Annotated in this window: 15 protein-coding genes; 9 read left to right on the top strand and 6 right to left on the bottom strand. The window is 55.1% G+C overall.

Annotation, left to right across the window (positions count from 1 at the left end; all coding sequences use genetic code 11):
- Window positions 1–172: 172 nt before the first annotated feature.
- Window positions 173–1,300: a lipocalin-like domain-containing protein gene (locus ACYX34_RS14820; protein WP_462077347.1), complete on the bottom strand. Its 1,128-nt coding sequence runs from the start codon at window positions 1,298–1,300 to the stop codon at window positions 173–175.
- 183 nt (window positions 1,301–1,483) lie between these two features.
- On the opposite strand from ACYX34_RS14820, the gene ACYX34_RS14815 reads away from it, so the two are divergent.
- The 4 genes from ACYX34_RS14815 to ACYX34_RS14800 all read left to right on the top strand — a co-directional run bounded on the left by ACYX34_RS14815 (window position 1,484) and on the right by ACYX34_RS14800 (window position 5,456).
- Entirely contained in the window at window positions 1,484–2,173 is a 690-nt protein-coding gene (locus ACYX34_RS14815) for an LON peptidase substrate-binding domain-containing protein (protein WP_462077346.1), read from the top strand.
- 353 nt (window positions 2,174–2,526) lie between these two features.
- A complete protein-coding gene (locus tag ACYX34_RS14810; protein WP_462077345.1) occupies window positions 2,527–3,501 on the top strand; it encodes an ATP-binding cassette domain-containing protein in 975 nt (324 codons plus the stop codon).
- Window positions 3,502–3,714: 213 nt separating this feature from the next.
- Window positions 3,715–4,494 carry an ABC transporter permease gene (locus tag ACYX34_RS14805; protein ID WP_462077344.1) on the top strand — a complete coding sequence of 260 codons (780 nt, stop codon included), beginning with the start codon at window positions 3,715–3,717 and terminating at the stop codon, window positions 4,492–4,494.
- Between the two features lie 104 nt (window positions 4,495–4,598).
- A complete protein-coding gene (locus tag ACYX34_RS14800) occupies window positions 4,599–5,456 on the top strand; it encodes a SirB1 family protein (RefSeq protein WP_462077343.1) in 858 nt (285 codons plus the stop codon).
- Window positions 5,457–5,585: 129 nt separating this feature from the next.
- Here ACYX34_RS14800 and ACYX34_RS14795 read toward each other — a convergent pair whose 3' ends face one another.
- Both ACYX34_RS14795 and ACYX34_RS14790 read right to left on the bottom strand, forming a co-directional pair.
- Window positions 5,586–6,341, bottom strand: coding sequence for an MBL fold metallo-hydrolase (locus tag ACYX34_RS14795; RefSeq protein WP_462077342.1), 756 nt, complete (start codon window positions 6,339–6,341; stop codon window positions 5,586–5,588).
- A gap of 9 nt (window positions 6,342–6,350) precedes the next feature.
- A complete protein-coding gene (locus ACYX34_RS14790) occupies window positions 6,351–9,761 on the bottom strand; it encodes an ATP-binding protein (RefSeq protein ID WP_462077341.1) in 3,411 nt (1,136 codons plus the stop codon).
- Between ACYX34_RS14790 and ACYX34_RS14785 the strand changes: the two genes are divergently transcribed.
- Window positions 9,760–10,011, top strand: coding sequence for a hypothetical protein (locus ACYX34_RS14785; protein ID WP_462077340.1), 252 nt, complete (start codon window positions 9,760–9,762; stop codon window positions 10,009–10,011). The genes ACYX34_RS14790 and ACYX34_RS14785 overlap by 2 nt on opposite strands.
- A gap of 32 nt (window positions 10,012–10,043) precedes the next feature.
- Here the strand turns inward: ACYX34_RS14785 and ACYX34_RS14780 are convergent, their stop codons facing one another.
- Window positions 10,044–12,128: an AarF/UbiB family protein gene (locus ACYX34_RS14780; protein WP_462077339.1), complete on the bottom strand. Its 2,085-nt coding sequence runs from the start codon at window positions 12,126–12,128 to the stop codon at window positions 10,044–10,046.
- A 185-nt stretch (window positions 12,129–12,313) separates the two neighbouring features.
- On the opposite strand from ACYX34_RS14780, the gene ACYX34_RS14775 reads away from it, so the two are divergent.
- Window positions 12,314–12,955: a HEAT repeat domain-containing protein gene (locus tag ACYX34_RS14775; RefSeq protein WP_462077338.1), complete on the top strand. Its 642-nt coding sequence runs from the start codon at window positions 12,314–12,316 to the stop codon at window positions 12,953–12,955.
- A 1,084-nt stretch (window positions 12,956–14,039) separates the two neighbouring features.
- On the opposite strand, the gene ACYX34_RS14770 is transcribed toward ACYX34_RS14775, so the two are convergent.
- Complete coding sequence (locus tag ACYX34_RS14770; protein WP_462077337.1) at window positions 14,040–14,873, bottom strand: metallophosphoesterase; 834 nt, start codon at window positions 14,871–14,873, stop codon at window positions 14,040–14,042.
- An 80-nt stretch (window positions 14,874–14,953) separates the two neighbouring features.
- On the opposite strand from ACYX34_RS14770, the gene truD reads away from it, so the two are divergent.
- From truD to ACYX34_RS14755, 3 genes are all read left to right on the top strand, one after another.
- Entirely contained in the window at window positions 14,954–16,000 is a 1,047-nt protein-coding gene (gene truD / locus ACYX34_RS14765) for a tRNA pseudouridine(13) synthase TruD (RefSeq protein WP_462077336.1), read from the top strand.
- 71 nt (window positions 16,001–16,071) lie between these two features.
- The gene (locus tag ACYX34_RS14760) at window positions 16,072–17,316 is read left to right on the top strand and encodes an ornithine cyclodeaminase, nickel-pincer nucleotide-dependent (protein WP_462077335.1); all 1,245 of its coding nucleotides are present in this window, start codon (window positions 16,072–16,074) and stop codon (window positions 17,314–17,316) included.
- Window positions 17,313–18,113, top strand: coding sequence for a dimethylarginine dimethylaminohydrolase family protein (locus ACYX34_RS14755; protein ID WP_462077334.1), 801 nt, complete (start codon window positions 17,313–17,315; stop codon window positions 18,111–18,113). Before ACYX34_RS14760 ends, ACYX34_RS14755 begins: the two co-directional genes overlap by 4 nt.
- A 91-nt stretch (window positions 18,114–18,204) precedes the next feature.
- Here the strand turns inward: ACYX34_RS14755 and ACYX34_RS14750 are convergent, their stop codons facing one another.
- Window positions 18,205–18,561 (bottom strand): hypothetical protein, encoded by a 357-nt coding sequence (locus tag ACYX34_RS14750; protein ID WP_462077333.1) that lies wholly within the window; start codon window positions 18,559–18,561, stop codon window positions 18,205–18,207.
- Between the last annotated feature and the right edge of the window lie 15 nt (window positions 18,562–18,576).

The raw sequence follows: 18,576 nt of genomic DNA, 5'->3' as shown, positions 1-18,576 counted from the left end.
CGTTGAGTAAGTTGCCTGCCTGATTGGACAAAATTGTATTGCAGGAGTGTGTGGGAGAAAATTGGGGCAAGACCCGAAGAGATTTTACCGGTGGCACAAATCCACAGATGGTTCCAATCGATACTTCAGCGCGTTGAGCGCTGCTGGAACCCAAGCCCGAACGCCTCAACCATTACATCTTCAGTCGTTCGGCGTAGCCGGTCAGCTCGACATAGCCTTGCCCATTTATGGGCCGGCCTTGTTTGCTACCAGTCACTGCCACAGCCCCTTCCCAATAGGACACACGACTGCTGCGCGAGGTGCGCAATTCCTGATCGGCGAGTAACGGGACCACATCCAGCATCAGGTCGAGCGACGGAAGTGTAAGCTTCCATCGGTTGGGATAGATCGCTTTGCTCTCGGTACTGGTCCAGGCTCCGATCGATTCGATCGCAAAGTCCTTCACGTCCAAATGGCGACTCCGTCCATCAGAGAAGACGATCGTGCCGCTCGATGCCAGATCGGACGATCCATCCTTCAACCGTATGCGATACAACATCAGCTCACTATTGTCTTCCAATTGAATACTGAACCAGTCCCAGCCGACTTGATCGGCCCCGAGGTCGCCTGACCCGAATTCATGGTCCATCCAGCTGAGACCGGTGACGTCGAAGGATTCTCCGTCGATCGTCAGCGTTCCGCTGGTCTCAAGTCTGGTAAACGAATAATAGTGAGAGGCTTGCCCCACGTCTTTCCCCTTCCGACTGACGCCGGCCGCACCATGTGTGACCAACGGTTTGGCCGGTTGCAGCCTGAGCGAAAGAGCATGGGTGTCGTCACGGGCTATCAAGCTGTGCGCGCCGATCTGATCCGTTGCGGCCTCGACTCGCCAATCATCGATCCAGACCTGGAGTTTCGACTCATCGGCACCGGCCTTTCCAAGGCCCTCGCGACTGAGCTTCTCCGAGAAATGAAAACGTTTTCCAGTGATGTCGGTCACAGCAAAATGGGCCAGATACAGATCCTTCACCGACCATTTGGATGGGAGCGTCGTCACATCCTCAGGCGGGATCCCTCGCCGAAAGAACGTTAATTCAAAACCGAATGCCCGGCCTCCCTTGGTGTGGATATGGCCCGTGTAGTACCACCATTCGGTTCGATAAGTCGGGTGTGAGCCGTGGTCTCTAGGAAAAGCGTACCGGTACCCGGCGATCGCCGGCTGGAAAGGGGTAGATCCAGTACTTGCCGCGAGCGCGAGCGAGACCGTCGCGGCCAGCCAGGCACCGACCAGTCCGATCCGCCAATACTGGATCACACCCATCCTCCCCTCATGATCCACATTCAAGCTCCTTCCCTGATGAGAACACCGCAACCGCTTCGGTTATACCATGCGCCTCGCCCATGAACCAATCGGCTGTCTGAGAGCGGCGTTTCGCATTTCCTTCAAAATCAAGAGCCTGGGACCAGCGTTGACAATTTTCACAAGCGTCAGCTATCGTGGCCCATGCAAACTGATCATGAACGGGGGCCGACAGGGCGAGGTTCGTCCAAAGTTATTGAACCGTTTCCTATTCCCGATCGGCTTCCCGTGTTTCCATTACCGAATGTGGTCTTCTTCCCTAAAACCTATCTCCCGCTCCACATCTTTGAACCACGGTATCGCCAAATGGTAGCCGATGTCACGGTAGGCGGCCAATGCATTGCCATGGCGCTCCTGAAGGAAGGATGGGAGCCGGACTACTATGGGAACCCGGCCATCTATTCTGCACTCTGTATCGGGAGAGTCGTCAGCGTACAGCCCTTGCCGGATGGTCGCTCCAACATCTTGCTGCAGGGGCTTGAACGATGCGAGATTACCAAGGAACACTTCGACAAAGCCTATCGCGAAGCCACGATTCGGGTGACGCCCATGCGCACCGAAGAGGGGTTGACCAAGGATGTGCGAAAGGCGCTGATCGACGTGCTCGGACGATACCTGCAACAGCGAGAAGATAGTGCGGCGTGGCAGGGCTTCTTCCGCGAAGAAGTGAGTGATGAAGTCTTGGTGAACACCCTATCAACCTATTTGGACTGTACCCCGTTGGAAAAACAATTCCTGCTGGAAGCCGAGGGGCTCCACCAGCGCGCTCGTCGCTTGAACGATCTCGTTCAATTCATGTTGCACGAGCATCAAGGCCTAACGGGTTGGGACTGATTGGATCGCACGATGACTCTCAACGTCAACCGTCTCTGTAAAACTTATTTAACCTCCACCCCGTTGGAAAAACAATTTCTACTGGAAGCCGAGGAGCTCCATCAGCGCGCTCGTCGCTTGAACGATCTCGTTCAATTCATGTTGCACGAGCATCAAGGCCTAACGGGTTGGGACTGATTGGATCGCACGATGACTCTCAACGTCAACCGTCTCTGTAAAACTTATTTAACCTCCACCCCGTTGGAAAAACAATTTCTACTGGAAGCCGAGGAGCTCCATCAGCGCGCTCGTCGCTTGAACGATCTCGTTCAATTTATGTTGCACGAGCATCATGGCATAAAAGGCTGGGACTAATGGATCGTACGATCGCTATCGACGTGAACCGTCTCTGTAAAACCTATGACAGCCATAAGGCTGTCGATGACCTCTCGTTCCAGATCTACGCTGGAGAAATTTTCGGCTTGCTGGGACCGAACGGCGCGGGCAAGAGCACGACTCTGCGCACCCTGATCACGTTGCTGCACCCCACATCGGGGACAGCTACCATTATGGGGCACGACACCGTGCGTGATGCCGACAAGGTCCGGACGCTTATCGGTTACGTGCCGCAAGAACGGGCGATCGACCGGTTCCTCACCGGCCGCGAGCACCTTCAGTTGCTCGGGGCCCTGTACCATTTGACCAAGGACGAAGCGACGAAGCGCATCGGTGAGCTGCTCAAGTTAGTCGAATTGGAAACCCATGCGGACCGGCCGGCGAAGACCTATTCCGGTGGGATGAAGCGCAAACTCGACATTGCCTGCGGCTTATTACCGGATCCCAAAATTCTCTTCCTTGATGAGCCGACCTTGGGCCTTGACGTCCAGAGCCGTCTCCGCATCTGGGACTATGTCCGGATGCTCAAAGCCCGTGGCATGACGGTCGTCATGACGACGAACTATTTAGACGAGGCCGATCAACTGTGCGATCGACTCGCGATTATCGACGGGGGCAAGATCAAGACCCTGGGGGCTCCGGCTGAGCTGAAGATCGCGCTTGGCGGCGACATCGTCTCCTTGACTCTCAAAGAACTGGATCGGATCCCATCGCTTGAAACCGAGTTGAAGGACCGTCCAGCGATCAAGTCCGTCCGGACGACGGCCAAGGGTCTGGACATCCGGGTGGAGTCGCCGGAGAAGGCGCTGCCCGCGATTCTCGAAACGGCCAATCGATTGGGCTGCAGCATCGAATTCATTCAATACAACAGACCTCGCTTGGACGATGTGTTTATCGCTCATACTGGTCGAGCCATCACCGAATCAATCCCCGAAACCGAGTCGGCGTCATAGCAGGTTGCAGAAAGACTTGGTTGATGCCAAGAAGATGGCTGAAATGTTCAATACGGTGCGAATACCAACATAACGCCAGGATGCTCAAAAAGGCTGTCCGGCAAGGCCGCAGCGAGCGAAGGGGCGAGGCGTACGCTTCGGTACGTTGAGTCTCTGAGCGATGCGAGAACGCCGCTGGCGGCCTTTTTCAGCATCCTGCTAGCAAGGAGTCACGTGGAGCACTACTGGCAAGAAATCAGCGCATTGACCATGCGATGGGTCCGTCGGCTCAGTCGAGAAAAGTTCAGTATGCTGTTCACCCTGGTGCAGCCGATGCTGTTTTGGCTTATCTTCTTCGGGAACCTCTTTCAGCGGGCCGCAGACACCCAGGTCATGCAGGCGCCCAACTACATCAGCTTCCTCGCCGCCGGTGTCGTCATCATGACGGTCCTAAACAATGGTCTAGCGGGCGGGGTCGATCTGTTATTCGACAAGGAAAACGGATTCCTTGAACGGTTGATGTCCACGCCGATCCATCGCACCTCCGTCATTCTGAGCCGCTTCATCTTCGTCATGGCGATTACGTCGATGCAAGTCCTCGTCATTCTCGGCGTGTCGTATCTCTTCGGCGTCCATCCGGCCACCGGAATCCTGGGCGTAGCGACCATTCTGTTGATCGGCATGATGTTCGGCGTCGGCTTGACCGCCATTTCCATGGCCATGGCTTTCTCCGTCAAGAGCCACGGGGATTTCTTTTCCGTTCTGGGATTTCTGTCGCTGCCGATGATTTTCCTCAGCTCTGCGCTCGTGCCGCTCAACGCCATGCCGGGGTGGATGAGCTTTTTGGCACAATTCAACCCGATGACTTGGGCGATCGATGCCGTACGTCCGTTGATCTTGTCGGGCTGGACCGAAGCCTTACCGCACGTCGGCATGGTGATCCTGGTCATGCTCGTGTTCGATGCCCTCTGCCTGTATGGCGGAGCCAAGGCGTTCCGGCGCGCCATGGGATAATCCCCCTGCCAAGCCATGATCCCTTGACTGACACCCAATTCCGTTGGATGATGACGGTAGTGGTATCACCTGTCAGGCCTGTAACCGACCACGAGTATGAAGTGATGATTCCTGAAAGTCAGATACGTGCCCTGATCCGCCTCCTCTCCGATGAAGACGATCGCATCGTCCGCACCATCAGCGGAAGACTGATCGATATCGGCCCGTCAGCCGTCCCCCTTCTCCAAGAAGCGGAAATAGAACAGCCTGAAATGGCTGACCGCCTTGCGTCCGTCCTCGAAGAAATCCGAGGCGGCAAGCTGGAAGAAGAACTGACGGAGTTGGCCTCTCTGCCTGATGAAACCATCAGCCTTGAAACCGGTGCGTTCTTGATCGCGCGCTACGCCTATCCGGCCTTGGACGTGGCTCGCTATCGTGACCAATTGGACACCATGGCTACGGAGGTTCGAGCGCGTATCGGCCATCGAGCCTCGGGAGAAGAAGCCGTCAACGCTCTCAACCGCTACCTGTTCACCGAGCAAGGGTTTAAAGGCAACACGAAGAATTATTACGAGATTGAAAACAGCTATCTCAACTGCGTCATGGATCGACGAGTCGGGATCCCGATCAGTCTGTCGGCGGTGTATCTCCTCATCGGACAGCGGCTTGCCTTTCCGCTCTTCGGCATCGGTATGCCGGGACATTTTTTGGTGAAGTACGAGTCCGACCGGTACAAGATCTTCATCGACTGCTTCAACGGAGGCGCCCTACTGACCGAAAAAAACTGTGCCCGGTTTTTGACCGAAGCCGGCTATGGGTTTGACGAGAAATACCTTGAAAAAAGTCAGGTTCGTGCGATCCTATCCCGCATGGTCAAGAACCTTTTGGCGATTTACTCCAAGACCGGTGATTCCGTCAAGGAGACCCGCTTGACCAAGTTCATTGAAATTCTTGGCGGGGCACCCCGTGAAGAAGGGCTGTAACAGTGCTGGACCTCGAAAGTTCTTATCAGAATCCGTTCACCCTGAGCCTGTCGAAGGGCGTGTGACTTCCAGTAGTTGCGTTCGATGGTTCGACAAGCTCACCACGAACGTAATTTCTGAGTCCCAACTTTAAATCCGAATCGTGAGCAAATCTTTTCCCTTCCAAATCTTGCCCTGGTACTCCTCACCGGCCTGAGCTTTGACATCATAGCGATCCGCAATCGGGTAAAAATGTGAGAGCACGAGCTGGCCCACACCGGCCTCCTTCGCGATCTGCCCACATTGTCCAGCATGCAGATGGGCCGGACCTGGACGGTTGGCAGGAAACGAACAATCGAGCACGGCCGCATCGGCATCCCGACACAAGGAGACGATCGCATCGCAATACAGGGTATCGCCCGAATACACGACCGCTTTACCTTTATACTCGATCCGGTAGCCGACGCTTGAAAGATCCGGAACATGAACCATGGGTTTGGGAACAACACGGGCGTCACCAATGTTGAACGGCTTACTGGAGACCTCCTTGAACACCACCTTGAACGGAGCGGGAGAAAAGCTGGGGAAGCTCTTCATGATTGATTGTAACAGTCGAATCGTGCCCTTCGGACCAATTAAGGTCATCCCTGGACGATGGCCTCCCCCATACTTGGCATAGATCACCGCGTCGAAAAAGAAGGTGATGAAGTCTGAAAAATGATCCGCATGGAAATGAGAGAACAACACGTGCGTGATCTTGTGCCTGTTCACCCCGGTTTTGATCAAGTTCATCAGGGTACGAGGGCCGAAATCGAGCAGGATATATTGATCCGTGCGCACCAGATAACCGGCCGCGGCACGCGTGGGATGCACGTTGGTTCCAGAACCGAGGATGGTTAGGCGCATGAGTCAGAGCTATTTGTTTGCAAGGTCTTCAGCAAGCTGGTCAAGGACGGCTTGCGCTTCAATCATGTCAGGGTTGGCACTGTGGCCACCAAGCTTGGCACGCGCAGCACTCAATGTGCGTTTAGCAATATCCGGTTTGTTCAGTTTTCTCAAGAGCCTCGCCATGCTCGTTGCGACTCGAAGTTCAAACATAATTGCGTGCTGAGCTTGAGCGATCGCCAGAGCATCGGCATAACACTGTTCTGCCAGAAAGGTTGACTGATCGGATTGCGCCAGCAAGAGCTCGCCTTTCAGACGAAGTAGTTCAGCCTGCCAGCACGCCTCTCCCTGAGTAGCAGCCAGTTCCTGTGCTTGCTGGATAACAAACAAGCCGTCGACAATATGGTGATTTCGTAAATGGATCTCAGCAAGCAACGCCAAGGCGCAGGTGTGGTTGAGGCTCGCTGTGGCCCTCTTCGCAGCAGAGAGTCCTTCCACGAGTCGTTCGATTCCTCCCTCCTTTCCCTGTTCGGCCAGAGCCCAGCCTTGAAAGGACATCGCCCATGCCAACGGCACCTCAAATGAATATTTCGTGGATAACTCAATGGCTTCTTCGGTGAGTCGGAGTATTCGATGGGTGTCACGGAGCATCGAATACACCCATGAAGCAGTCGCTAACGTAAAGGCCATTGTGAATGGATGTTCTAACTCTCTGGCCATAGCGATGGCCTCCGTCAGCAGGGTTTCAACCTGATCAAGCTCTCCTAAAATCCATAAAACTCTCGCCAACATGATTCGTGCAGTAATGCCGGGATCTTGTGCATAGGGGAAAACTTGAGATCCATATCTGTGTGGATCATAGAGCGACTTTGCCTCCTGCAAGTGCGCCCTGGCTTCGTCAAATCGACCAAGAAAGGAATAGGTCGATCCCACACTCTCATACGCTCGAATCAACAGATCCGGATTCTGTCGGTGAGTTGCCCAGGATAAGAGATCTTCGGCCAACACTCTCGCTTTCGCGAGAGGCCCCCTGACCAGATGGAAGACCCACAAACCCCACATGGAGAGGAAATACTGCTCGGAGTCTGAACTCGCCTGCGAGAGGCTTTTTGCTCTGAGATAATTATGTTCGATGTCATCGGAGGCATAGCCTTTGACCAGTAATAAGGACGCTCCACGTGCGATAAGAAGGTCCAATTCCAACTGATCACGTTCCGAGCCTTCCGGCAGGTCGTTGAGCACATGGATGGCACGATTGAAATGACCAAGCCCTTCGATATTTGCCGATCGTGCGGCATCTCGTTGTGCGGCAAGTCGCCAATAATGAACAGCAGGCCCTACCAATCCAGCCTGTTCATAGTGATACCCCAGTAACTCGGGTTCCATTTTGACGCGTTCTGCGAACCGACTCTCCAGTGTTTTCGCGATACGCGTATGGAGCACCAGCCGTGATTTTTTCGGCAATGTGCTATAGGCAGCCTCTTGAATGAGGGCATGTTTGAACGTGAATGTAGCAGCCGGGATCTCACCCTCCTGAAATATGAGCCCTGATGCATCGAGTGAGTGAAGCATATTTTTCAACTCACCATCAGTAATATCTACGATCTCTCGCAGCAGTTCATAACTAAACTCCCGTCCGATTGCAGACCCAAGTTGGATGATCTCTTTGGCTGCTCCCAATCGGTCGATCCTCTCCATGAGCAAAGCCTGCAAGCTATCCGGAATAGACAACTCCGTCAACGGTTCCTTCAGGCTGAAGGTACTGTTCCCCTCCGTCAACACGCCGGATTCCAGAAGATTTTCTGTCAGCTCCTCAAGATAAAGGGGCACCCCATCGGTTTTCGCGAGGATCGCCTGCTGGACCTCCGGTGGAAGCGCTCTTCCGCCGGTCATCGATGCAAGAAGCTCGGCGCTTTGCCGGCGTGGAAGCCTATTTAGAGTCAGGCAGGTGACATGGTCGTACTCGATCCATACCGACTTGAAGTCGGGTCGAAATGTGATCAACAATAACACCCGCATCCGCTGAATGTGGTCAATGATTCGTGTCAGAAGGTCCATCGTGGTGGGATCCAGCCAATGAGCATCTTCCACAATAAAGAGTACCGGACGATGATCGGCCAACCTCTGGAGTTGCCTCACGAGTGCTTCAAGGGTCATGTTCTTTCGTTTGTCCGACGACATCGTGAGGAGTGCATGCTGAGCATCCCCAGGAATCGAAAGGAGCTCCGCCAGCAAGGACACCGTGGTTTGGTCCCCGATGTCCGCGCTACCGGCAAAGGCCTTGAGTTTCTTTCGTTGTGTAAGAGGATCGTCCGCGCTCGCCAGCGCCGCTGCCTGCCGGAGGCAATTGATCACGGGATATAATGCGGTATTCGTATGATACGGTGAACATTGCAATTCAATCTTCTGGTGAGGCTCATCCACAAGCTGGTCGCACACACTGCGGCACAGTCGAGACTTGCCGATACCGGCCTCTCCACACAAAAGCACGACCTGTCCCTCCCCGTCGACTGCTTCGCGCCAGCGCCCCACGAGCAGCGCCGATTCGTGTTCCCTGCCGATAAAATTAGCCACTCGTCCGGATCGGTAGGATTCGAATCGACTGGTCGATATCTTCGTACCAAGAACCCGCCAGACCTGGATCGGCGCGTCGAACCCCTTGAGGGACACGCTTCCATGGTCCACGAACTGGAACTCATTGCCGACAAGCCGCTTCGTCGCTGAATCCACAACCAACTGATTGGGTGCGGCGACCCCTTGAAGACGCGAGGCCAGATTCGGAGTTTCACCGAACACAGACCGTTCTTTGGCCGTTTCTTCTCCGATAATTTCTCCAACGATAACTTTCCCGGTTGCTATTCCAATTCGTACTGCTATTTCAGATTCTTGAGACGACAGCTCCTCTCGGGAAGGAGTCATCACCAAATCTAATATGGCGAGACCAGCATGGACTGCTCGTTCCGCATCGTGCTCGTGCGCATGCGGATAGCCGAAATACACCAACAGTCCGTCACCCATATATTTTGCGACATACCCGTTGAACCGCCCCACCGCTCGGCTACAGGCTTCCAAGAACCGCCGGATAATCTCTTGAACATCTTCGGGGTCTAACCGGCGAGCCAGCCTGGTCGATCCGACAAGATCACAAAACATGACGGTCAACTGCCGTCGCTCTGCTTGATCTCGACCGAAGGCGGGTGGGGTTAGTACCGTAGACGCGGGAATGGTCGCGGGATTCGCTCGATCAGGCCCACTGCTTTGCGACAACTGCGCAATGGCGCGCAGGAGCTTTTTCCGATGACCCAGTAAGACGCCCAACGATATCAAGTCGGCATCATTCAGTTCAGGCAGAACATCCCACGTAATGGCATTCTGCTCAAACACCTCTCGGTAACGTTCAAGCCCAAGGTTTTCAAGCCATGCCGATACTGAATCATTCATGGTCAACTCGGTCTGCATCGGAGTGTATGCACGGATCGGTGAGTCGCATGGTAGGAACGACATCCCTATTGCAGACAGCGATGCTCTCATTGATAATGCCTATGTGACAAACGATCATGCCAAACCCCGTCATCAATCTTTTACTCGACAAATGGAGTATTGGTTCCTCTCCTTAGGAATGTCGATCATCGCCTATACGCTGGAGAAAGTGATCCTGCGTTCGCTCAAGAACAGCAGAGTGAAACCTTGATTCGCACAAACAGCTTGGCGAACGACTCGAGTTTAGCGCCCGCGCATCAGATCGAGAATTAATCCGACAACCAGCAGACCCGCCACGATTCCGAACGAGACCGACACCCAATCCGCAACCGTTGTTGAGGTAGCCGTAAGCCCGCTGGCGAGGATGCTCGCAGCAGCGGTCAGACCTAAGGCAAGGCGCCGTCCCGTCAGGCGAATCATGTCCTCGAGTGAATTGGCCTTAAAATTAACGACCAGCTTCTGACCGGGACGGGCACCGATCAGATGTTCAATGGCTTCGATGACCCGCTCGACTCGTACCTTCAACTTCTGGGACTGATACACCAGCGTTTTTGGATCCAGGGCGGCACCCACTCGCTTCAGCATCAACCGCATCAAGAACTTACCCGCCACATCATACGGATCGAGTGTCGGATCTAATCGGGCCGTTGCGAGTTGAACCTGCGCAAGCGCCTTGGATGCAAGCGTGAGAGAGGCGGGCAGCGGCACGCCATGTCGAAACCCGATCGCACTCATTTCCTGGAGAAGCGGTCCGATCTGCATGTCCGCCAGGGCCGCCTTACGATATTTCGCGATCATGTCGCCTATTTCACTTTGAAACTGCTGGACGTTCAGATCGCTCCGATCGAGGGACCCCGTCATCATTAGAGTGATATCGCTCAGGAATACCGTGTCTTCTTTCCACAATGCCATCAGCAGTAACAAGAGGTGCTCGCGCACATTGGCATCGACAGCCCCGACCATGCCGAAATCCAGAAGGTAGACACGGTCCTTCCACCACATGAGGTTGCCGGGGTGAGGATCGGCATGGAAGAAACCGTCGACCATGATTTGTTTGTAGAAACTTTCCAATAGTTGACGCGCGGCTTCGATACGCGCTGGACCGTCCGTTGCCTGAGCAATCGGGGCACCCTGAATCTCTTCCATGACCAATAATCGGGTAGTCGACAGCTCTTGATGCACGGAGGGAACCCCTAATCGATCATAGTCTGCGAGCACCATCCGCATCCTGTCGATGTTCTCTATTTCCTGACGAAAGTCGAGTTCACGATGGAGCGACGTAGACAGGTGTTTGAATACGGCCTCCATATCCACCACTTGGTTGAGCGCAGGCCGCTTGCCGACCTTTTGAGCAAAAACCTCGAGGAGAGCCAGATCCTGTTCAATCTCCGTTCGTGCCGTGGGCCGCTGAACCTTCACGACTACCCGGTCGCCGGTTTCCAACGTGGCCCGATGGACCTGGGCGATCGTCCCAGCCGCGAGTGGGTTGGGATCGATCGACTCAAACACGTCTTCCCACGGCACCTTTAGTTCTTGCTCGGCCACCTGAACCACTTCTCTCTCGGACATGGGAGGAACGTGGCTCTGCAACATGGCTAGCTCTTCAATATACTCAGGTGGAAGGAGATCGGGACGAGTCGATAACACTTGTCCAAGCTTTGAAAACGTGGGGCCTAGCTCCTCCAGTGCAGCGCGCAGACGTTGAGCTTGCCGACGACGTGTCGAGATGTCCGATTGAACGGGTTGGCCAAAGAGTTCTTGAACCCCGTGCTTCGCCATCACGGTAGCGATTTTTAGGGCTCGAGCTCCCACATGAGGCTCAGAGACCGGCGTTTCGACTTGAGAAGGAGCAACATGCGCAGTGCTGGCTGTCTGCTCATCGGCTAGTGGTTGGGTATTCACGATGATCACAGTACAGCGGGAATTGTGGCTGATGCGGTTCGGAACGTTACCGAGCAAGAACTCCTTCCTGCCGACCATGCCGGAGTTCCCGACCACCAAGACATCGATGGCCTCCCGCTCTGCCGCGCGAACGATGGCCAGCGCAGGATCATCATCCATGACCACACAGGCATGTCCGCGCTCTCCGGCAAGCCGATGTACTATGTCTGTCAGTTCATGGTTCGCGGCAGCAACACGGGTATGCTCCGCTGCACCGAATTCAGTAGTGGATGGGTGTTGCGGCAGGATGATCTGCACGACGAATAACTCAGCGCCGTAGCGGTTCGCAAACTCTGCGGCCCACCGCACAGCTTGATCTGCCGTTTGCGAGCGATCGGTCCCGACCATGACTCGTCGTATCGTGCTGTTCTGCGGATGGTTGTCCATAATCGTTATGAACCTCACCGACGACGATCAATGGCCGAGTATGACCATGGCCGCAAGAGCCTGTCAATTATGGCGCTGATGCTGCACCTCTGAGTTGGCGCTTCTTGACTGTGAAAGACTGGAAGTCAGTGCACAACGTCGATTCGTTGACGATCAGTTGATCACACCCGTATGATCCCTCACCCATGACAATGCCGACGCGTCATGAAGAGGGCCAGGTGAACCCCGCCTGGCTGGTTGTTCTCCTAGGTCTTGCTATCGCAGGAGTGTGGATCTGGAAACGGCTTTCGATCGAGGCTCAGGACTATATCGTCGATCAGGCGGTGCCGATGACCATCATCGGTCTGATCTGTGCGCTTCTCTTGTTCATTCCGATCAGAATACTTTTCCGCCGCCGGATGCGATCGCAAGAGCGAACCAGGCTGTTGACGTTGTTTTATCGAGAAACGGCCCAAGAGAAACGGCTGGATCTGGTTTTTGCACTGTTGGAAAACAACGAGTACCAAATCGATGGGCTCGAATCCCTGATCCCGGCTCTGAAAGAACTGTTGGCGACAACACTCCAACGAGCATTGGGCGACAAACAACATCGCATCCGCGGCATGGCAGCCAGCCATCTCGGTGCGTTGCAAGATCTGTCAGTGGCGCCCCTGCTGGTGAAGGCTCTGGAAGATGACCATGCCTACGTGCGTGCCTGCGCCGCGTTGGGACTCGGGCGACTTCGTGCCACTGAGGCACGTGAACGATTAAAGGCCGTGATGGAGCATGATTGGGATCAAACCGTCAGAAGCCGAGCCAGGGAAGCCTTGGAACGAATGCAGAAATGAAAACAAAACTGGCCAACGGCAGAGCTGTGAGATACTTAGATTTACATGATCGTGACAGCATGTGCGCCCGTGAGAACATTCCTGTTCTGAATTGACCGCCAACCCTGCAACGTTCATCATCATTTTCCTCACTACGGAGCAATTCTTGAAACACCGCACATCATCATGCTAGCATCCCGCTACACTGCCTAGGACCTCAGTAAGTGCTATCAAGCATATAACATTATCTCGTGTAGTGCGGGTGTGAGGAATTCTGATCTCTGGTCGACCGGCTGTCGAAACATTGGAGAGTCAACTGGTTGTTCCTCAAAACCCCGAATTACAATTGGAGCCTCTGACTTAGATAAACGCGGTCTTTGGCTCAACGATTTCTTCGAAAAACATTCGCGTGCGACGTTTCAAACAAACAGGAGGTCAACAATGATCCACCAACATACATCTGTCGTTCGAGGACTGTTGATTGGCACGCTGACCCTTTTCCCCTGGTGCGGCATCATCGGAGTGGCAAATGCTGAGACCTCGCTAGAGGAGAGTACGGGGGAACGTGTCGCGCCTTCGGCGGGTAAAAGGCAAGGTCAATCACCTTCTAATAAGTCTATGTCAACCTCCCCGTCTGGAAATACAAAAACACATGGCGCAGCATCAGTGGGAAAGCGACAAGGGCAGTCCCCTGCAAACAAGCGCGCCACCAAGCCGCAATCTGACGCGGCTCACACGAATGACGACCCGTCTGGAGACAAGCGGCAAGGACAGTCGCCTGGTTATTAATAAGTGGTGAGGCAGTCATCCTAAATCTAGCCCGAATCACTGCATAGTCGCGCTGGCCAATGCCACCGCGACTATGCCAGCCCCCTGACTAAAGCCAATCCTTCGACCTGAATAGCCATGAGGCTTTACGCACGGGCTTCAATCAAAACGGCCCGAGTATCAGGCTTATCGCTGGTCCGTTTTCTGTGGATCACCATCGCATCTTTACGGTCATCTGTTCCTCCGCTTACATCAACCCACGCCTAATCCAGGGGTCTGTCAAATCGAAGGGAGGGGATCATTCGGCGTGCTATCTGGCTACGTCCCACCCACTATCCTACACCCAGTCAATCACGGCAATCTCAGGCCGGCAGTTCCATCGAAAAGGAAGGAAGGACCATCCCACTCCACGGTTGACGTACAGTCGGTGCACACCTGACCGATGCCAACCCGCTATCCGGCCATTACATCCAGGCGGAAGCCAGAAGGTCGGAACCCCTGGCACTCTCCATTGCCCGCCGTGACTGTGCCCGCACAAGATTAAATCGATGGCGTGGTGCAGTTCCACCTGATCGAGGATATTGGGCGCATGGGCCAGAAGCAGCGTAACGCGATGGTCCGCGCGAGGCGGAAGACATCGCAGATCAGCCCGGTGGAGCGAGGGATCATCGACACCGACGATCACCAGCTCTCCCCCTTTCACTGAGACCACAGCATGTTGGTTCACCAACAATGCGATCTTGTGCCGATCGGCCAGTTCGGCATACTCTGCCACCGGCACGCCGCTGTAATGATCGTGATTGCCCAGTGTCATATACATCGGCGCGATGGCGCGAAGGCGGCCAAGAAATCGGAACAGATGCGGCAGCCCTTCTGGTACATTGAGCAGGTCGCCCGTGATCACAATCCAGTCCGGCTGGAGATCACCAACGATTTGGATGAGACGATCATGGCGCGAACAATATCGGTCGAGATGCAGATCGGTAAGATGGACGGCACGGCGACCGGCGAGCAACCCATGCAGCTGGGTATGTCGGGTCACTTCATAGTCAGAGAGGCCGAATTCCCAGTCCGGCGCAAGGCTAAACAGCCGGTAGAGGGGATGACCTAGGGCATGGCCGATGGACGCTCGCACGAGATCGGGCCATGACGACGTGCGTCGCGTAGTCATTCTGTGTCCCTTACTCCTTTCCCCATCGGATAGGAAAAGTATAGCATGGGGCAGTTGACGCTAAATCGAACGAAGGACCGATGGAACGACTGAACGAGCCCTTTCTGACGAGCGACCTTCCTGGAATCGGTGGACGAATCCGTTCCGTGCCGGAAGACTTTCAGGTCGAGGAGCGACCGCTCTATCTGCCCTGCGGAGAAGGCGAACATCTCTACGTCACGATCACGAAACGAGGACTGTCCACGCCCGACCTTGTCCGGCGCCTTTCTTCAACATTGGGAGTCAAGGCTCAAGCCATCGGTGTCGCCGGACTCAAGGATGCACGAGCCGTCACGACGCAGATGATCTCCTTGCAAGGCATTTCCCAGGAACAGATCGCTCGCCTCTCCATTGATGACACCATCCTGACTGTGACCATCCTCGGGCGCCATCGCAATCGGCTCCGCACCGGGCATCATGCCGGCAATCGTTTCCGTCTGACCATTCGCGAGGTTGCCGGCCACGCCAAGGAAACCGTCCCCGTGATTCTCGAGCGGCTGACCAGACGTGGGGTCCCCAACTATTTCGGTCCTCAACGTCAAGGGAAAGACGGCAACAATTACCAACTCGGGGTCGCATTGCTCCACGACGCCCGACGACGTGAAAAAATGAATCGCAACCAACGTATCTGGTATCTCAATACCTATCAGTCTTTTCTGTTCAATCGGATCCTCGCCCGCCGGATCGAACAGATCGACAGAGTCTTCATCGGCGATTGGGCCATGAAATCCGACAACGGCGCCTGCTTTCAGGTCGACGACGCGGAGAAAGAACAACCGCGCGCAGATCGATTTGAGATCAGCCCGACCGGAATTCTCTTTGGCTCGCGCGTGTCTTGGGCCGGCAGTGAGCCTGGTGCGATCGAAGAAGCTGTCATCACCGAAGCTGGCACAACCAAGGAAGCCCTCATCACTGCCGCCAAGGCCTGTGGATTCCGAGGCGAGCGCCGCTCGCTTCGCATCCCACTGACCGAACTGGAGTGGGTTCTGGACGGAGCGAATCTCATCATCACCTTCAGTTTACCTCCAGGCGCCTATGCGACAAGTGTGTTACGAGAATTGATGAAACCATCTCCGACCACCCGATAGCCGTCAATTCTCATTTCCTTTCTCTTCCCCTACCGAGTGTTACAATACGGGCAGCTGCAGCACGCGAGGTTATGAGTCATTATTACGAGACCGTCGTCCTACAGGGACACATCATCGACTCGCTCATGCTGGCGAAGGTCCTGGACCTTATCGTGATGATGGGTGGGACCTTCGATCTTGAGGACGTCTGTATCGGAAAAACGCGGGAACAATCATCCAGTACCCGCATTGTGATCAGAACCGCCTCCAAAACGCTCTTAGACGAGATCCTCCACGCCATTCAACCCCATGGCGCCTCAATCGAGCGTGAGACAGACTGTTGGACTGAATCAGCGCCTGCCGATGGGATCCTCCCCGATACCTTTTATGCCACCACCCATTTGCCTACGCAGATCCGATTGGCTGGTCGCTGGCTTGATGTTGATCGGATCGAGATGGATCTTGCGATCGTGGTCAACAAGGAAGACTCCGCGGCCCAAGCTATTCCGATGGGAGACGTTCGTCGGGGAGATCAGATCGTGGTAGGTCGTGAGGGCGTCCGCGTGATTCCGCTCCAGCGCCCACAGGAACGAGACGTGTTCGGCTTCATGGAATCGCAGGTGTCAGCAGAGCGACCACACGGCCACGTCATCTCTGACATTGCTGCGCGAATGCGCCACTTGCGGGATCAGCATCGGCAGGGACAGGCGGATGCCAAGGTCCTATTGGCCGGCGGGCCTGCTATCATCCATGCCGGAGGGCGAGAATCCCTGACTTGGCTGATCGAACAGGGTTATGTTCATGTATTGTTTTGCGGCAACGCCTTGGCCGTGCATGACATGGAAGCAGATCTCTATGGCACCTCGCTTGGGTACGGGCTCATGGCAGGGCGCGCCGTGCCTCATGGCCATGAGCACCATTTAAGAACCATCAACCGCATTCGGGCCATCGGCAGCATTGAAACCGCAGTACGTTCCGGGGTGGTGAAACATGGCATTATGGCAGCTTGTATCCGGCAGGCAGTGCCGGTGGTTATGGCCGGCACGATTCGCGACGATGGTCCCCTGCCCGGAGTGATTACGGACTCCATTCAAGCTCAGAACGCAATGCGTGCCTTGATTCCTGGCATCAGCCTGGCTCTGCTGGTTGCCTCGACGCTGCACTCAATCGCAACCGGCAATCTTCTCCCGGCAACTGTTCCTACCCTATGCGTTGACCTGAACCCATCAGTCCCGACGAAGCTCGCCGACCGAGGAAGCTTTCAGGCGGTCGGCCTGGTTATGGATGCTGCCTCGTTTCTGTCGGAACTCGCCGGCACGTTAGGGAGACGGCCATGAGCCGACTCTTGGTCTGCCCACCTGATTTTTTTGGTATCGAGTATGAGATTAATCCGTGGATGCGACTCAGCAACCGAGTCGACCATGCACGAGCCGTCGCACAGTGGCAGATCTTGATGGGGATTTTTGAAAAAGATTTGGGTGTCGTGCTCGAACGACTGTCTCCCGTTCCCGGATTACCGGATCTCGTGTTTACGGCGAATGCCGGTTTGGTGGTCGGACGAACGGCGGTCGTGAGTCGCTTTCGGTACCCTGAACGCCAGGGAGAGGAGACTCATGTTGAACAGTGGTTTCGCAAACAGGGCTACGAAGTGGTGAGGATTGAGGCAGGTCTCCACTTTGAAGGCGCCGGCGATCTCTTAGGATTTTCCGACACCTGGTTCGGCGGCTACCGGCAGCGATCGGATATCGGGGTCTACCCGATCCTCAGCGAGCGGTTCCATCGAGAAATCATTCCTCTCGAGCTCGTCGACAGTCGTTTCTACCATCTCGATACCTGCTTCTGTCCGTTGAGCGGCGGCGAGCTCCTCTACTACCCAACCGCATTCGATAGGTATGGTCGGCAAGTGATCGCTGAACGTATTCCGGACGAACTCCGTTTCGCGGTTCCGGATGAGGAAGCGATCACCTTTGCCTGCAATGCCGTCTGTGTCGGGAATCACGTCGTCCTCCCTGCGGGATGTCCGACCACCCAGGTCTGGTTGCACAGCCGAGGGTATGTCACCCATCCGGTTCTGCTTGATGAATTCATAAAGTCCGGGGGCGCTGCCAAGTGCCTCACGCTGGCGCTGGACTGATCCAGCTAAACAGCGTTCAGCGGTCCGCTCAGACCGAGTCGATTGGATACCGAACGCTGTTGGCTGATTGCAGAACGCGTGCTTAATGTTGTTATTTCTTCCGGAACAGAAACGCGCCATACATCCCGGCAATCGCAATCGTGACCAGCTCGATCGTCAGGAGCATACGGCTCACAACGGCTTCGGGTGTGGGAGGAGAGAGGATGAAATGCATGCCGAGAAATTCAGGTGTTTGACCGGATGGCGTTTCCCATGGCGGGAACAGCAGCGCCAAAACTAACGCCACTACCATGGCGTAGAGAATGGAGAGGTTGAGTTGCTCAGGAGGGGGCGTGCGAGATTCGAACTGAGACGTACGTTCCGCAGTCCCATCAAACCGGTACCCGCACTGGATACAGAACCGATTAATTTCTGGTTGCGATCGACGACAGGTGGGACAGGTTTGCATGGAAAGACATTCCCG

It is taken from the genome of Nitrospira sp. CMX1 (assembly GCF_054902215.1).
Note: the sequence above shows the minus strand (reverse complement) of the source record. Positions and strands in the feature narration are given on the sequence as shown.

Bases quoted from the DNA above. Each gene is read 5' to 3' on its own strand.
- ACYX34_RS14820 (WP_462077347.1), bottom strand. From the start codon at position 1,300: ATGGGTGTGATCCAGTATTGGCGGATCGGACTGGTCGGTGCCTGGCTG.
- ACYX34_RS14775 (WP_462077338.1), top strand. From the start codon at position 12,314: ATGACAATGCCGACGCGTCATGAAGAGGGCCAGGTGAACCCCGCCTGG.
- ACYX34_RS14785 (WP_462077340.1), top strand. From the start codon at position 9,760: ATGGTCAACTCGGTCTGCATCGGAGTGTATGCACGGATCGGTGAGTCG.
- ACYX34_RS14770 (WP_462077337.1), bottom strand. From the start codon at position 14,873: ATGACTACGCGACGCACGTCGTCATGGCCCGATCTCGTGCGAGCGTCC.
- ACYX34_RS14800 (WP_462077343.1), top strand. From the start codon at position 4,599: ATGATTCCTGAAAGTCAGATACGTGCCCTGATCCGCCTCCTCTCCGAT.
- ACYX34_RS14790 (WP_462077341.1), bottom strand. From the start codon at position 9,761: ATGAATGATTCAGTATCGGCATGGCTTGAAAACCTTGGGCTTGAACGT.
- ACYX34_RS14810 (WP_462077345.1), top strand. From the start codon at position 2,527: ATGGATCGTACGATCGCTATCGACGTGAACCGTCTCTGTAAAACCTAT.
- ACYX34_RS14750 (WP_462077333.1), bottom strand. From the start codon at position 18,561: ATGCAAACCTGTCCCACCTGTCGTCGATCGCAACCAGAAATTAATCGG.
- truD (WP_462077336.1), top strand. From the start codon at position 14,954: ATGGAACGACTGAACGAGCCCTTTCTGACGAGCGACCTTCCTGGAATC.
- ACYX34_RS14780 (WP_462077339.1), bottom strand. From the start codon at position 12,128: ATGGACAACCATCCGCAGAACAGCACGATACGACGAGTCATGGTCGGG.
- ACYX34_RS14795 (WP_462077342.1), bottom strand. From the start codon at position 6,341: ATGCGCCTAACCATCCTCGGTTCTGGAACCAACGTGCATCCCACGCGT.
- ACYX34_RS14755 (WP_462077334.1), top strand. From the start codon at position 17,313: ATGAGCCGACTCTTGGTCTGCCCACCTGATTTTTTTGGTATCGAGTAT.
- ACYX34_RS14815 (WP_462077346.1), top strand. From the start codon at position 1,484: ATGCAAACTGATCATGAACGGGGGCCGACAGGGCGAGGTTCGTCCAAA.
- ACYX34_RS14760 (WP_462077335.1), top strand. From the start codon at position 16,072: ATGAGTCATTATTACGAGACCGTCGTCCTACAGGGACACATCATCGAC.